The 14,894-nt window shown below is 62.4% G+C and carries 12 protein-coding genes; 5 read left to right on the plus strand and 7 right to left on the minus strand.

The window, feature by feature from the left end; genetic code table 11:
- Positions 1-27: 27 nt before the first annotated feature.
- The 6 genes from CSQ91_RS27955 to CSQ91_RS27980 are packed head-to-tail and all read right to left on the minus strand — an operon-like array spanning position 28 to position 7,344.
- A complete protein-coding gene (locus tag CSQ91_RS27955) occupies positions 28-1,359 on the minus strand; it encodes a sensor histidine kinase (protein WP_080753432.1) in 1,332 nt (443 codons plus the stop codon).
- Positions 1,359-2,711 (minus strand): sigma-54-dependent transcriptional regulator, encoded by a 1,353-nt coding sequence (locus CSQ91_RS27960; protein ID WP_099390225.1) that lies wholly within the window; start codon positions 2,709-2,711, stop codon positions 1,359-1,361. Before CSQ91_RS27960 ends, CSQ91_RS27955 begins: the two co-directional genes overlap by 1 nt.
- A 28-nt stretch (positions 2,712-2,739) precedes the next feature.
- On the minus strand, positions 2,740-3,978 hold the full coding sequence (locus tag CSQ91_RS27965; RefSeq protein WP_099390226.1) for an ABC transporter permease: 1,239 nt from the start codon (positions 3,976-3,978) through the stop codon (positions 2,740-2,742).
- Between the two features lie 28 nt (positions 3,979-4,006).
- Positions 4,007-5,329 (minus strand): ABC transporter permease, encoded by a 1,323-nt coding sequence (locus CSQ91_RS27970; protein ID WP_099390227.1) that lies wholly within the window; start codon positions 5,327-5,329, stop codon positions 4,007-4,009.
- An 8-nt stretch (positions 5,330-5,337) separates the two neighbouring features.
- Positions 5,338-6,051 (minus strand): ABC transporter ATP-binding protein, encoded by a 714-nt coding sequence (locus tag CSQ91_RS27975; protein WP_099390228.1) that lies wholly within the window; start codon positions 6,049-6,051, stop codon positions 5,338-5,340.
- Between the two features lie 27 nt (positions 6,052-6,078).
- Complete coding sequence (locus CSQ91_RS27980; RefSeq protein ID WP_099390229.1) at positions 6,079-7,344, minus strand: efflux RND transporter periplasmic adaptor subunit; 1,266 nt, start codon at positions 7,342-7,344, stop codon at positions 6,079-6,081.
- Between the two features lie 207 nt (positions 7,345-7,551).
- On the opposite strand from CSQ91_RS27980, the gene CSQ91_RS27985 reads away from it, so the two are divergent.
- Positions 7,552-9,117, plus strand: coding sequence for a MutS-related protein (locus CSQ91_RS27985; protein ID WP_099390230.1), 1,566 nt, complete (start codon positions 7,552-7,554; stop codon positions 9,115-9,117).
- A 9-nt stretch (positions 9,118-9,126) separates the two neighbouring features.
- Here the strand turns inward: CSQ91_RS27985 and CSQ91_RS27990 are convergent, their stop codons facing one another.
- Positions 9,127-11,052, minus strand: a complete 1,926-nt coding sequence (locus CSQ91_RS27990; RefSeq protein ID WP_143451110.1) for a phosphoethanolamine transferase — start codon at positions 11,050-11,052, stop codon at positions 9,127-9,129.
- Between the two features lie 425 nt (positions 11,053-11,477).
- On the opposite strand from CSQ91_RS27990, the gene rpsL reads away from it, so the two are divergent.
- From rpsL to CSQ91_RS28010, 4 genes are all read left to right on the plus strand, one after another.
- Positions 11,478-11,861 (plus strand): 30S ribosomal protein S12, encoded by a 384-nt coding sequence (gene rpsL, locus CSQ91_RS27995; protein WP_010394376.1) that lies wholly within the window; start codon positions 11,478-11,480, stop codon positions 11,859-11,861.
- A 152-nt stretch (positions 11,862-12,013) separates the two neighbouring features.
- On the plus strand, positions 12,014-12,484 hold the full coding sequence (rpsG, locus tag CSQ91_RS28000) for a 30S ribosomal protein S7 (protein ID WP_010394377.1): 471 nt from the start codon (positions 12,014-12,016) through the stop codon (positions 12,482-12,484).
- 108 nt (positions 12,485-12,592) lie between these two features.
- Complete coding sequence (fusA, locus tag CSQ91_RS28005) at positions 12,593-14,698, plus strand: elongation factor G (protein ID WP_034753184.1); 2,106 nt, start codon at positions 12,593-12,595, stop codon at positions 14,696-14,698.
- A gap of 72 nt (positions 14,699-14,770) precedes the next feature.
- The coding region (locus tag CSQ91_RS28010) for a GTP-binding protein (RefSeq protein ID WP_017454492.1) at positions 14,771-14,894 on the plus strand (124 nt) is incomplete at its 3' end.

A 14,894-nucleotide genomic window follows, 5' to 3' on the forward strand; every position in this document is an offset into this window, starting at 1 on the left:
GTGATGAAAAAATCGTTACGCCAGTAACTAATTTCTGTCCAGCAAGGGCAGAATCAATGTCACCGCCAGGCCGCCACCTTCGCGGTTGGCCAGGGTGATGCGCCCGCCATGGGCTTCGGCGATTTCGCGTGCCAGCGCCAGGCCAAGTCCCGTGCCGCTGCGCTTGGTGGAATAAAACGGTACCAGCGCGTTTTCCAGCACGGCGCCGCTCATGCCCGGGCCGCGGTCGCGCACTTCGATGCGCAGCTGCCCTTGCGCCTGGCTGACGTGCAGGCCGATATGCTCTTGCCGCGAACCGGATTCCAGCGCATTCTTGAGCAGGTTCAACAGTGCCTGCTGCATTTGCGCCGCATCGAACACGGCCGCCTGTGCGGGCGGTACGCAGTCGAGCGCGAAGGCCGCCTGCGAGGCCAGGCTGTCGAGAAAAGGCTGCCACTCGCACGGCGCCAGGCGTGGCGCGGGCAGCTTGGCAAAGCGCGCATAGCCGAGGATGAAGGTTTCCAGGTGGCGCGTGCGCTCCTCGATGGTGGCAAGGATTTGCGGCAGGCGCTCCGTCTGGCCGCGGCGCACCAGCTCGGCGCCGGAATGGGCCAGCGAGGCCAGCGGCGCCAGCGAGTTGTTGAGTTCATGGCTGATGACGCGGATGACTTTTTTCCAGGTCTGCACTTCCTGGCGCCGCAGTTCCAGGGTCAGCTGGCGCAACAGCAGCAGTTCGTGCTTGCGCCCGTTCAGGCTGAAGCTGCGCCGCGCCAGGTGATATACCTCTTCCTGCTCCCCTTCGCCGCTGGTAAACAAGCCGTCGTTGCGGCGCGCCAGCGCTTCGGCCAGGGCCGGCGCCGCCTGTTGCACGATGTCGGCCAGGTGATGCCCCTCGAGCCGGCGGCCGTGGTGCAGCAGCTGGCGCGCGGCCAGGTTGGCGTAGACGATAGCGCTGCCCTCGGCTACCAGCAGCATGGCCACCGGCGTGTTTTGCACCATGGTGTCGAGCAGCAGTTCGCGCTGCACCAGGTCCAGGCGCTGCTTGCGCAGCACGTCGCCCAGTGCATTGTGGGCCGCCACCAGGTCGGCCAGTTCATCGTTCTGCGGCCAGCGCAGGCTGAAGCCGAAGTCGCCGTCCTGGTAGCTGGCGACGGTGCCGCTCAAGGCGCGAAACAGCGACAGCATCGCTTGCAGCTGCGCGCGGATGGTAATCACGGCCACAGGCAGCACGCACAGCAGGGTACCCGCCAGCACCAGCAGCGGCTGGCCGGGTAAAAAATGCGCGAGCAGCAGGGCGATGACGATGCCCAGCACCAGCAGGGTGACGATCAGCGCCGTCCAGCGCGTGAGCAGGGAAAGGCGCATGGGACGGTAGGCCATCAGCCGCGCGCGATGCCCAGGCGTTCCATGCGCCGGTACAGCGCCTGGCGCGACAGCCCCAGTTCCTGTGCCGCCTGCGCTACCACGCCGTGTGCGCGCGCGAGCGCCGCGGTGACGCTGTCGCGGTCCGGTTCCGTCGCGGCGCCATCCTGCGGCGCGCGCAGCGATGGCACACCCGCCAGTGGCAAGCCCGTTTCCTGTGCGCGGATCACGGAACCGGCCGTCAGCAGGCTGGCGCGCTGCATGACGTTTTTCAGTTCGCGCACGTTGCCGGGCCAGCCGTGCGCCAGCAGGGTGGCCTGCGCTTGCGCGTCCAGGGTTTTTTCGCTGCCCAGGAAATGCTGTGCCAGCACCAGGATGTCGAGCGGGCGCTGGGCCAGCGGCGGCAGGCGCAGTTCGATCACGTTCAAGCGGTAGAACAGGTCTTCGCGAAATGTGCCGGCCTTGATCATCGCCGGCAGGTCGGCGTTGCTGGCGCTGATGACGCGCACTTTCACTTGCCGCTCGCGGTTCGAGCCGAGGCGCTCGAAGCGTCCCGTTTCCAGTACGCGCAGCAGTTTCATTTGCCCGGCCAGCGGCAGGTTGCCGATCTCGTCGAGGAACAAGGTGCCGCCGTCGGCCGCGTCGAACTTGCCGTCGCGCGCGCGCGTGATGCCCGTGTAGGCGCCTGCCTCGGCACCGAACAGTTCCGCCTCGATCAGCTCGACCGGCACGGCGCCGCAATTGAGCACGACGAAGGGGCCGCTGGCGACCTGGGAATTGGCTTGCACGATGGCGGCGATGCGTTCCTTGCCGCTGCCGTTCGGCCCCGAAATGAGCACGGGCACGTCGGCCCGCGCCACCTGGCACGCCAGGTGCACGACTCTTTCCGTGGCCGGGTCTTGCCACACCATGCCGCGCAAGTCGAAGTCTTTTTCCAGCGCGTGGCGCTGGCGCTGCTCGGCCACGACGCGCTGGCGCAGCGCGCGGCTGGCCTGTCCCAGTTCCAGCAGGTTCTGCACGGAAGCGATCAGGCGCCGGTCATCCCATGGCTTGGCCAGGTAGTCGGCCGCGCCGGACTTGATCAGGTCGACGGCCGCGTCGAGCTGTGTCCATGCCGTCAGCAGGATCACGGGCAGATCCGGGTAGCGCGCGCGGATCGCGTGGAACAGCGCGCTGCCTTCCTCTCCCGAAGTGGTGTCGGCCGTGAAGTTCATGTCCTGCACCACCAGGTCGATGGCGTGGCGCTCGAGCAGCTGCAGGCCTTCCTCGGGCGAGGCGGCGCGCACGGCGTCGATCTCGTGCAGGGAGAACAGCACGTCCAGCGCGATGGCCACGGCGGCATTGTCGTCAATAATCAGTACGGTAGGCATGCGCGCAGCATATCACTCAGGTGCCGGCTCAGGTACTGCGCGTGGCAGTGGCCGGCGAAATACTGGCAGCGCGCCAGGCTGGCCCATACACGGCGCCCACGCCCAGCAGCCAGAATACCAGCGCGCCGGCCAGCAGGTAGCCGGGCGGCAGGCGCGCCATTTCCAGCTGGCTGACCAGCAGCTGATTCAGGCCCAGCGCCAGCACCACGCCAGCCGCCACGCCGACGCTGGTGATCATGAAATTCTCCGTCAGGAAGTAGCGCAGGATGTCGATGCGGCGGGCACCGAGCGCGCGCCGCACGCCGATCTGCTTGCGCCGCTGCGAGACCCACAGGCTGGCGATGCCGACGATGCCGCTGGCCGTCACCAGCAGCAGCAGGGTGCTGACGGCGAGGAGCATCCAGGACAAGCCCTGGTCGGCCAGATAACGTGTCTTGCGGTGCTGCTCCAGGGTATCCGTGCGCACCAGCAGGCGCTCGGTGCTGGACTTGCGGATGGCTTGCTCCGCCTCCTTCATCAGGCGGTTGCGCTGGCCTGGTTCTGCCCGCACGGCAAATAGCAGCGAATCGCGCCCGCCCGCCAGGCGCGCCGGCAGGATGATCGAATACTCGCCCTGGGCGCTGACCTGGCCGACCTGCGTCTGCAGCCGTTCCACCACGCCGATCACGCGCATCTCGTCATCGTTGTCGCCGGTGCCATTGAACAGGGGTTTGCCGACAAAGCTGGTTTCGCCTGGCCAGATTTTTTGCGCCGCGGCGCGCGTCACGATCACCACCTTGGGGAAGCTTTCATCGACGTCTTCATTGATTTCCGGGACCTCGTCGGGATGGAAATCGCGCCCTTCCACCAGCTTCAGGCCATATGTCCTGACCAGCGAATCGGGCGTGACGTACATCGAGGTGCCGGCGCTGGCCTCGGCCTGTCCGCGTTTGGCCGCGACGTTGGTGCTGCTGCCGGAACGCGACAGCACGGCCTGCGTGGTTTGCGCCACGGAGACCACGCCCGGCAGGGCGCGCAGTATCGCGGCCTGGCGCTTCTGTTCGGCTATCTGGCGCTGCGGGCTGCCTTTGTCCATGCTCTGGACTTTGACATAGAAGATGTCGTTTTCGGCCGCTACGCCGGTGGGACGGGCGGCGATGGCCTGGCGCAGGTTGACGATGTACAAGGCGTTGGCCAGGATGGCCAGGCTGATGGCAACTTGCACGGCGACGAGCACGGCGCCGGTCTTGTTGCGCATCAGCGCCGACAGGATGGGGCGGATTTCCATGTGGGGCCTCATTGTGAAAAGGTGGGTGTCATTGGGATTTGAGCTGCATCGCCGGCGTGACCTGGCAGGCGCGCCAGGTGGGCAACAGCCCTGCGAGCAAGGCCGCCAGTACGGAAACGGCAAACGTCAGCAGCAGCATCGGGACATCCAGGTGCGCCACGGTGCCCAGCTCCCTCGATTGCGCGCTCACCACGGCCAGGGCGGCATAGGCCAGCAACAGGCCCAGTACGCCGCCGGCCAGGCCGATGACGCCTGTCTCGATCAGGAACTGGCGGAAGATGTCGCGCTGCGTGGCGCCCAGTGCGCGGCGGATGCCGACTTCCGCCGCCCGCGCGGAGAACTTGGCCAGCAGCAGGCCGATGGTGTTGACCAGGCAGAGCAGCAGGAAGCCGAAGGCCAGCCAGGCAGCCAGCTTGTTGTCGTTGTCGACCACGTTCAGGAAATCGAGCCACTGCCTGACGTCGTACAGCATGTTGGGCGCATGGCGTGGCATGCGGCCCAGCTTGCGCTGTTCGGCCGCATAGCTGTCGAGATAAGCCTGCAAGTCGCTGCGTTCGCCGGCGCTGGCCATTTCAAACCAGAATTGCAGCCAGGTGCAGTCCGATGCCAGGATACCCTGGTAACCGGGGCTGCGCTCGACGCCGCTGCAGGCCATGCCGCCGTCATGCCCCGTTTCGTGGCGGATGGCACTGGCAAACGGAATGAAGAATTCATCTTCCGTGCCGAAGGCGCCCTTGCTGCCGATGATACGGTGCACGCGCGGCACGGGATCCCAGCGATCGAGCACGCCGCTGACCAGATAGGGGCGTCCCAGCACCGTCACGCGCTGGCCCACGGGATTGGCTGTGCCCAGCAGCTTTTCCGCCAGGGCGCGGCTCAGGACGATGACGTCGGCGCCGCTGGCGTCGTCGGCCTCGCTCCATGGCTGGCCATACAGAAACGGTACTTCAAACATGGCGAAGAAATCGCGCGTGGGTGCCAGGCCCTGGGCCCGGAAGGCGCCGAGGTCCCTGCGCGCCGGCTCCACGGGGCCGGCCACGCCGTACATGACACTGCGGCGGATGCCCATCTTGCTGGCCATGAAGTTCTTCGCATCGGTATAGGCGAGCTGTGACTGGCCAAAGCTGGGTTTGGTGCCCGGCGTATAGCCTTTCAAGGGAACGACATCGATCATTGGCACGAACAGGCGGTCGCTCTTGTGCGGCAAGGGGTCGCCCGACATGGCGTGCAGGATGGTGACGGTGGCCACGCTGGCGGCCACGCCGACGGCCAGGGTCAGCACCATCAGCGCCGTCAGGGCGGGATTGCGGCGCAGGTTGCGCAGGCCCAGCTTGAAATAGTATTGGAACATGGCGGCTCCTAGGCGGTCGCGTGCTGTGGCCTGGCCGACAGCGTGGCGCCATGCTGTACCAGATCCGACACCTGGCCGTCGATGATGTGCACATTGCGCTGGCTACGCAGCGCCAGTTCCGGATCGTGCGTGACCATCAGGATGGTGGTGCCTTGCGCATTGATTTCTTCCAGCAGCTCCATCACGCCGCGCGCCATCTGCGTGTCCAGGTTGCCCGTCGGTTCATCGGCCAGCAGCAGTTTCGGCGAGCCGGCCAGCGCGCGCGCGATGGCCACGCGCTGCTGCTGGCCGCCCGACAGTTCGGCCGGATAGTGCTTCATGCGCGACGCCAGGCCCACCTTGGCCAGCGCCTCCTCGATGCGCTCCTTGCGTTCGGCGCGGTTGAAACCGCGGTAGCGCAGCGGCACGTCGACATTGTCGAACAGCGACAGGTCGGGAATCAGGTTGAAACCCTGGAAGATGAAGCCCAGTTTTTCATTGCGCAGGCGCGAGCGGGCATTGTCGTCCATGCCCCTGACGTTGACGCCGTCGAGGATGTATTCGCCATCCGTGAATTCCTCGAGCAGGCCGGCGATGTTCAGGAAGCTTGTCTTGCCGGAGCCGGACGGTCCCGTGACTGTGACGAATTCGCCCTGGCGGACGTGGATCTCGAAGCCGCGCAGCGCGTGCGTTTCGATCATGTGGGTGCGGTAGATCTTGCTCAGGTTTTGCATGCGCAGCATGGAGGGCTCCTGGTTGGATGAGTATTGTTAGTTGAGCGAGACGCGGGCCGCGTTCGCGAAATTTTCCGTGCCGGCGACCACCACCTTGTCGCCCAGTTTCAGGCCGCCGAGAATCTCGACGGCAGAGATGCTGGTGGCGCCCAGTTTGATGGGCGTGCGGACGGCCACGCCATCGCGCACCACGTAGGCAAAGCGTCCGCCTTCGGCTTCGACGAAGGAACCGCGCGCCAGCATCAGCACATTGGGCCGCTCGTCGATCAGCAGGCGTGCCGAGACGCGCTGGTTCTGGCGCAGGCCGGCCGGCTGTTCGCCGTTGAAGCGCACGCGCGCCAGCACTTGGTTCTTGACCACTTCGGGCGACAGCGCCGACAGCTTGCCGGAGGCGCGGATGGCGCCCGTCTCGATCTCGGCGCTCATGCCCAGGCCGATGTCGGCCACATACGTTTCCGGCACCTCGAGCTCCACTTCCAGCTGCGACAGGTCGACCAGGGTCATCAGGGCCGTGTTGGCCTGCACCACGCTGCGGTTGGCCACCGACAGCGTGCCGATGAAGCCATTGACGGGCGCGCGCACGGTCAGCTCGTCGACCCTGCGCTGCGCGTTGTCGCGGCTCAGGCGCTGGCGTTCCAGTTCGTTGACCCGGGTCTTCAGCGCCAGGGTCACGTCCTCGCCTTCCAGGCCGGCCGCCTGCGAAGCGTGCTTGCTGCGGATCTCGGCGGAATTCAAGGCATCCTTGGCCTTCTGGTAATCGATCTTGGCGATGATGCCCACCTGCGCCACGCTTTCATAGCGCTCCAGCGTGCGCTGGGCGGACAGGCGCTCGATTTCTGCCGTATCCGCTTCGCGCCGGGCCAGCAGTTTCTGTTTCTTGGCCAGGATCTGCTGGCGCGCCACTTCCGCTTCCAGCTGTTGCACGCTCGACTGCTCGCGTTTCAGCGCGTCCGACAGGTCGGGCGATTCCAGCACGGCGAGGATATCGCCCTTTTTGACGGTGTCGCCCGCCTTCGCTTTCAGCGTGACGGTGGCCACGGTGGTCGAATACAGCGTGGGGCTGATGGCGGCCACCACGCGTCCGTTCACGGCGGCGTCGCGGATCAGGGTGCCGCGCGTGACGTCGGCGATGCGCAGGCGGTCGGCATTGACGGAATGCTCGCTGTTGCGCCAGCCGGCTACGGCAGCGATGGCGGCGCCGATGACGACGACGGCGCCGGCCAGCAGCAGGGCGCGTTTCTTGTGGCGCTGGCCCGGCGGGGCGGACAGTACGGCGTCTTGGGAGGATGTATCGCGGATCATGGTCAGGTCTCGTGAAGGATAGCGTTTCTAAAGCACGATCCATGCCAGTTGTTAAGTCATTGATTTGAATCGGGAAAAATTCTGGCGTCCGGCTGTCCGCCGTGTCCGCGCCGTCCAGCGTGTCCGTCCGCGCAGGCTCCACTTGATAAATTGGCAATCGCCTGCATCTGCTGTGGCGACTCTTTTTTGACTCCTCCCCAAGGCGCCATGCATCCGTTTTTCCAGCAAATTTTCCCTGCCCGTGCCTTTGCGCCAGCGCTCGATTATCCTTTTGCGCGCAGCGACGTGGCGATGCTGCAGCGGCTGACGGGCGAGGCGCCATCGCTCGATGGTCAGACCTGGAACGAACTGTTGCTCGACCAGTACGCGTCGCAACTGGCACGCGAGACCAGCATCTTTGGCCAGCAGGAGCTGCACCGACGCCTGAGCGGCGGCCAGGCCGATCCTGGCTCCATTGCGCGCGTCCAGCGATTGCTGGACGACCCGGTCCAGGCGGCGAGCCTGCAGCGCGCCTGCCTGCCCTTGCGCCAGGCCGATACGGAAGTGAGCGAGACCCTGTTCGGTGCGGCGCTGGCAGCGGCGCCATGGTGGAGTGCCTGGCTATGGCTGGTGCCGCTGGCCTTGCTGCTGACCATCGCCGCCAGCTGGCTGGCAGGTTGGCCGGCGCTGTTTGGCGTGCTGGCCGCCTGTGTTGCGCTGATGACCGTGCAGGTGCGTTTTTACGAAAGCGCCAAGCTATGGGAACGCACGCTCGATACCTTGCGCCATCTGCTGAAAACCCGTGCCGCGCTGATGCGGCTCGATGTACCGGCAGCCTTGCCATTGGCTGCCGGCAGCGCGCAGGCGGCCAAGCTGACGCGCGCCATCGAGCGCTCGCTGCTGCATTACGTGCCCTTCATCGATACGCTGCTGGTCGAATATGGCGACTGGCTCCTGCTGAAAAACGTCAAGCGCTATTTCCGCACGCGCCAACTGGTGGCGCAGCAGTTGCCCTTCCTGCGCGATAGCTTTACCCAGGTGGCCCAGCTGGAAGCGGACCTGGCGCTGGCGCGGCAATTGCGTGCGGCCCCCGTGTTTTGCTGGGCGGGCATTGCGGCGCCGCGCGCGCTGGCCTTGCGGGGCATGCTGCATCCCTTGCTGGAGAACGCTGCGCCGTTGTCGTTCGGCGTGCAGGGCAAGGGGGGCTTCATCTCCGGCCAGAACGGCATCGGCAAGAGTACCTTGCTGCGTTGCATAGGCTTGAACCTGGTCTGTGCGCGGGCCTTTGGCTTCTGTTATGCGGACAGCGCTGACGTGCCGCGCCTGGCCGTGTATGCGAGCATGCAGAATGACGATTCGCTCGATGGCGGCGAAAGTCTATATATCGCCGAATTGCGGCGCGCGCGCGAATTGCTGGCGCTGGCTGAGGAGGGCGCGCCGGCGCTGTTCCTGATCGATGAAATCTTCCGCGGCACGAACCACCTCGAATCCGTGGCGGCGGCCGCCGCCGTGCTGCATTCCCTGGCCGCGCGCCACCTGGTGATCGTCTCGTCACACAATCTGGTACTGGGGCCGTTGCTGGAAGACTGTCTGGCGCCGTGGTGCGTGGGCCGCGATGACGCCGGCGCGCTGCTGCTGGCGCCGGGCGTGCTGCAGGCCACGAATGGCATCGCCCTGCTGGCGCAGCGCGGCTTTGACGCCGGTATCGCAGACAAGGCCGGGCGCGTCTTCGACTGGCTCAGCACGCACATGGCGCAGCCGGCCGACTGCGGCGGCGTGCTCGAACGGGCCTGATGGCCGCGCTTATTTGTCCTGCTTTTCCGGCGTGCTCTTGTCGATCACTTCGCGGCAATCGCCGCGGATGATGGCGTTGTCGTAGTTGGTCCAGCCGTAGCTGTCGACGTAGCGCTTGTGCTGCTTGAAGCGGGGGCTGGCGATGCTCCACTCGGGCTGTTCGCCGGCGAAGCGGATGTCGCCCAGGTCGAGCAGCGTATGGAACATGTTTTCCGTCGACAGGCGCGCCTTTTGATGGCGCTGCAGCTGTGTCACCTTGTCCGGATAGTGCCGCTGGAATTGCGGCGAGTACCAGACGAAGGCGGGCACGTGGAATTCGAACTGCGTGTTGTGGCCGTGGAAGGCCAGGCGGCAGGTGCCGTCGTACAGGGTCTGGCCATGGTCGGCCACATAGACGAGCGAGCTGCGCAGGGCGGTGCGCTGGCCATCGTCCTTCAGCATGCCGATCACGTTCGACAGGAACCAGTCCGTGTACAGGATGGAACTGTCGTAGCTGTTGTTCAGCTGCGGCTTGATGGCCGTGTCCGTGTAGACGGGCTTGTCGACGCCGAACAGCGACGGTTGCCACTTGTCGAACGCTTTCGGATAGCGCTGGCTGTAGTTCCAGTGGCTGCCCAGGGTGTGCAGCACGATGAGTTTTTTCGGCGCCGGGTCGGCCAGCGCGTTCTTGAACGGGTCGAACAGGATCTGGTCGAAGTTTGAATTGTTGGTAAAGCCGCCCAGGTTCAGGAATTGCACCACGTCCGCTTCCTTGGCAAAGACGGACACGGGCGTGTCGAACTGGCCGAACGAAATCTGGTTCGACAGCCAGTAGGTCTTGAAGCCCGCTTCCTTGTAGGCGGTGAGGAAGGATTTCTCCGAGAAGCCATCCTTGAGGCTTTGCGTGGCCGGCTTGCGCGAGATGATGACGGGCACGGACAGGCGCGTGGCGGAAACGGCCGTGATGACGTCGGCCAGCGGCACCAGGTTGGCTTCCTGCTTCAGCAGGGGATTGGTGTCGCGTTCATAGCCGTTCAGGCTCCAGCGGTCGTAGCGCGACGATTCACCGATCACCATGACCACTACTTCAGGATGGGGATCGGGTTGCTGCTGGTGCGCGCCGAAACGGAAGCTGCTGCTTTTCTGTCCCAGCTCGGCCAGGTAGCGACGCTCCTTGTAGAAATCGAAGCCGCGCGCGGCCAGGCCGAAAGGCCAGGAGTTGCTGACAGTGTCGAAGGCGTAGGGCAGGCGCGCCCAGTGGGGCAGGCTGGGCCAGCCCAGGCCCGTTTCGTCGGCGCCGGCGATGCTGGCGTTCTCCGGCTTGCTGCTTTCCTCGTCTTCCTCGGCCGTTTCATCGTCGGCCGAGCTGGCGTCGCCGAAGCCGGAGGCGCCTGCCTTGCCGCTGACCGCCGGCCCGCTGGCCTTGGCCGGTGCGGCGGTGCTGTGCAGGACCTTGGCCTCGAAACCGAATTCATAGCCATACCACCAGAAGCCGCCCAGCAGGATCAGCAGCACGAAGGCGGCCGGGCGCGTCTTGCCGCGCCAGTCGAGGTCGCGCGTGCGCGTGGCGGCATACCAGCCGAGCAGGCACCAGGCGATCACGCCCAGCATGACGGCGCCCATCAGCCACACTTTTTGCCCGAGGAATTCCATCGCTTCCTTGGGGCTGGTTTCAAAGATGATGCCCAGGTGGTGCGTGGAAATGCCCTGGCCATAGAAGATGAACAGGTAGATTTCCGTCGGCAGGGCCAGGAAGGCAGGCACCAGCAGCCAGTGGAAATACGCGGGGCGCTTGAACACGCTCCAGACGGTCAGCCAGGCCAGCAGCTCGAAGGTGAGCATCTGCCAGGGATGCTCGGGGGCGCGCCCCAGCAGCGCGGGAATGAAGGGCACGGCCGTCAGCAAGGCATACGTCAGGAGCAGGAACAGATTGGCGGGGCGAAGCAAGGAGCGCATAAGGGAGGGCAGCGAAAAATGTCCGCTATTATCAATCCTTTTGTTATCTTGCGGTCATACAAGAATGTGCGCGTCCGGTGCTTGGCCACAGAGAAAGAATGTCAAATCATCAATTGCCGCGTAGCGCTGGCGTCCGCGCGCCGCGGCCAAAGATTAGTCAAAATGCCACAAAAGCGCCTCTTTTTTGCCTTTTTTTATAGCAAAAAGCGGTAAACTGATTGACCCCCTGTAACACAAGGTCTAAACTAGCGAGTTCTCGATTTTATTCTGCTCATCGTTTACGTATTGCTTGGCATTTCATGGCCGCTCCTTATCGAGTGGCTGCGGGCGCCTCCGGTGCGCAGTAGATGAAAGCGGGACGAGGTTTTAGTCGCCGGGCATCTTGCCCGGGTTATTAATCGTAGTTTTTTGTTGGATTTATAACGATGCCAACCATCAATCAATTGATTCGCAATCCACGCGTCGCTTTGACCGTGAAGAGCAAATCGCCGGCGCTGGAAAACAGCCCGCAAAAACGTGGCGTCTGCACACGTGTTTACACCACGACTCCAAAGAAGCCAAACTCGGCTCTGCGTAAAGTCGCTAAAGTTCGTCTGACCAATGGTTTCGAAGTCATTTCGTACATTGGCGGTGAAGGCCATAACCTGCAAGAGCATAGTGTTGTGCTGCTGCGCGGCGGTCGCGTTAAGGATTTGCCGGGTGTGCGTTACCACATGGTTCGCGGTGCTCTGGATACCCAAGGCGTTAAAGACCGTAAGCAATCGCGTTCGAAGTACGGTACCAAGCGCGCTAAAGCAGGCAAGAAGTAATAAGTTGTACGCAGCAAACCCAAGTTTCGCTCAGTGGCAACTAGCTAAGTGAATGTAGTCGACCGCATCTGGTCGAGTAAGTGGAGGACTATGATGGTCGTCCGCGAGTGTGCGAAGAACGCGCGCTCAACTGAAGATTGAAAGGAATTGATATGCCACGTCGTCGTGAAGTACCCAAGCGCGAAATTTTGCCAGATCCAAAATTCGGCAACACTGATGTCGCTAAATTTGTAAACGTGCTGATGCTGTCCGGTAAGAAATCGGTTGCAGAAAACATCATCTACGGTGCTTTCGAGCACATCGCAGCAAAATCGGGTAAAGATCCACTCGAAGTTTTTGCTACCGCAATCAACAACGCCAAGCCGTTGGTTGAGGTGAAATCCCGTCGCGTCGGTGGTGCAAACTACCAGGTGCCGGTTGAAGTTCGCCCAGTCCGTCGTATGGCTCTGTCCATGCGTTGGTTGCGTGAAGCTGCTAACAAGCGCAGCGAAAAATCGATGCCACAACGCCTCGGCGGTGAGCTGATGGAAGCGGCTGAAAGCCGCGGCGGCGCGATGAAAAAACGCGACGAAGTCCATCGTATGGCTGAAGCGAACAAAGCGTTCTCGCATTTCCGCTTCTAATATAAAGCCAGCTACCGCAAGGCGGCTGTCAAGCATCTGTTGTTCGAGGCCGGGCTCATTTTTGCAAAAAAATGCTGCTCGGTTTTGTCCATTCATTTAGGATTAATTATGGCCCGCAAGACCCCCATTGAGCGCTATCGTAATATCGGTATCTCCGCTCACATCGATGCAGGTAAGACGACCACGACCGAGCGCGTCCTGTTCTACACAGGCGTGAACCACAAGCTGGGCGAAGTCCATGATGGCGCTGCCACCACCGACTGGATGGCACAGGAGCAAGAGCGCGGTATCACGATTACCTCGGCTGCTGTTACGTGCTTCTGGAAAGGCATGGCTAACAACTTCCCAGCTCACCACATCAACATCATCGACACCCCAGGCCACGTTGACTTCACCATTGAAGTGGAACGTTCGATGCGCGTGTTGGATGGCGCCTGCATGGTTTACTGTGCAGTCGGCGGCGTGCAGCCACAATCGGAAACGGTATGGCGTCAGGCTAACAAGTACAAAGTGCCACGTCTGGCCTTCGTGAACAAGATGGACCGTACCGGCGCCAACTTCTTCAAGGTCTACGATCAGATGCGTTCGCGTCTGAAAGCCAACCCAGTACCTATTCAGATGCCTATCGGCGCTGAAGACGTCTTCACCGGTGTTATCGATCTGGTCAAGATGAAAGCGGTTATCTGGGACGACGCTTCGCAAGGCATGAAGTTTGAATACGGCGACATTCCTGCACACCTGGCCGCCGATGCTGCCAAGTGGCGCGAAAACATGGTTGAAGCCGCTGCTGAAGCGTCGGAAGACCTGATGAACAAGTACCTGGAAGAAGGCGACCTCTCGGAAGAAGAGATCAAGGCTGCCCTGCGTCAGCGTACCATCGCCAGCGAAATCGTTCCAATGTTGTGCGGTACCGCCTTTAAAAACAAGGGCGTGCAAGCCATGTTGGACGCGGTCATCGAGTACCTGCCATCGCCAATCGACATTCCACCTGTCCCAGGTCTGGACGAGGACGAGCAGCCAGTCGAGCGCGCAGCTGACGACAATGAGAAATTCTCGGCATTGGCGTTCAAGATCGCAACCGATCCGTTCGTGGGTCAGTTGTGCTTCATCCGTTGCTACTCGGGTACCCTGAATTCGGGCGACTCGGTGTTGAACTCCGTGAAGCAGAAGAAAGAGCGTATCGGCCGTATCGTGCAGATGCAAGCGAACGAACGCGAAGAAATCAAGGAAATGCGCGCTGGCGACATCGCCGCCGTTGTGGGTCTGAAAGACACCACCACTGGCGATACGCTTTGCGACGAAAAAGCCAGCGTAGTTCTGGAGCGCATGGTCTTCCCTGAGCCAGTGATTTCGCAGGCAGTCGAGCCAAAAACCAAGGCCGACCAGGAAAAAATGGGCCTGGCGCTGAACCGTCTGGCAGCAGAAGATCCATCGTTCCGCGTGCGTACCGATGAAGAATCGGGCCAGACCATCATCGCCGGTATGGGCGAGTTGCATCTGGACATCATCGTTGACCGCATGAAGCGTGAATTCAACGTTGAAGCGACCGTCGGCAAGCCACAAGTGGCTTACCGCGAAACGATCCGTAAAGTGTGCGAAGAGTCGGAAGGCAAATTCGTCAAGCAATCGGGTGGTCGTGGTCAATACGGTCACGTGGTTCTGAAGATCGAACCGCAAGAACCGGGCAAGGGCTTCGAATTCGTTGACGCGATCAAGGGCGGTACCGTTCCTCGCGAATACATCCCTGCAGTTGAAAAAGGTGTGCGCGACACGCTGACTTCGGGCGTGATGGCTGGCTACCCAGTCGTTGACGTTAAAGTCACGCTGTTCTTCGGTTCGTACCATGATGTTGACTCGAACGAAAATGCATTCCGCATGGCCGCTTCGATGGCATTCAAAGATGGCTGCCGCAAAGCATCGCCAGTCATCCTGGAGCCGATGATGGCCGTGGAAGTGGAAACGCCGGAAGACTACGCCGGTACCGTGATGGGCGATCTGTCGTCGCGTCGCGGCATGGTGCAAGGTATGGATGAAATTGCTGGCGGTGGCGGCAAGATCATCAAGGCCGAAGTGCCTCTGTCGGAAATGTTCGGTTACGCCACGTCGTTGCGTTCGTCGACCCAAGGTCGTGCGACTTACACGATGGAATTCAAGCACTATGCTGAAGCACCTAAGCATGTGACTGAAGCAATCGTAAGCTCGAAAGCTAAGTAATAGAAGTTCCGGGCCGGCTTTCACGAGAATGCCGGTCCCTACATTTAAATCATTGTTCTAAGGAAGAATAAAATGGCAAAAGGTAAATTCGAACGGACCAAGCCGCACGTCAACGTCGGCACCATCGGCCACGTCGACCACGGTAAAACCACGCTGACCGCTGCAATCGCAACGGTTCTGTCGAAGAAATTCGGCG

It is taken from the genome of Janthinobacterium sp. BJB301, assembly GCF_002735685.1.
Classification (GTDB): Bacteria; Pseudomonadota; Gammaproteobacteria; order Burkholderiales; family Burkholderiaceae_D; genus Janthinobacterium; species Janthinobacterium lividum.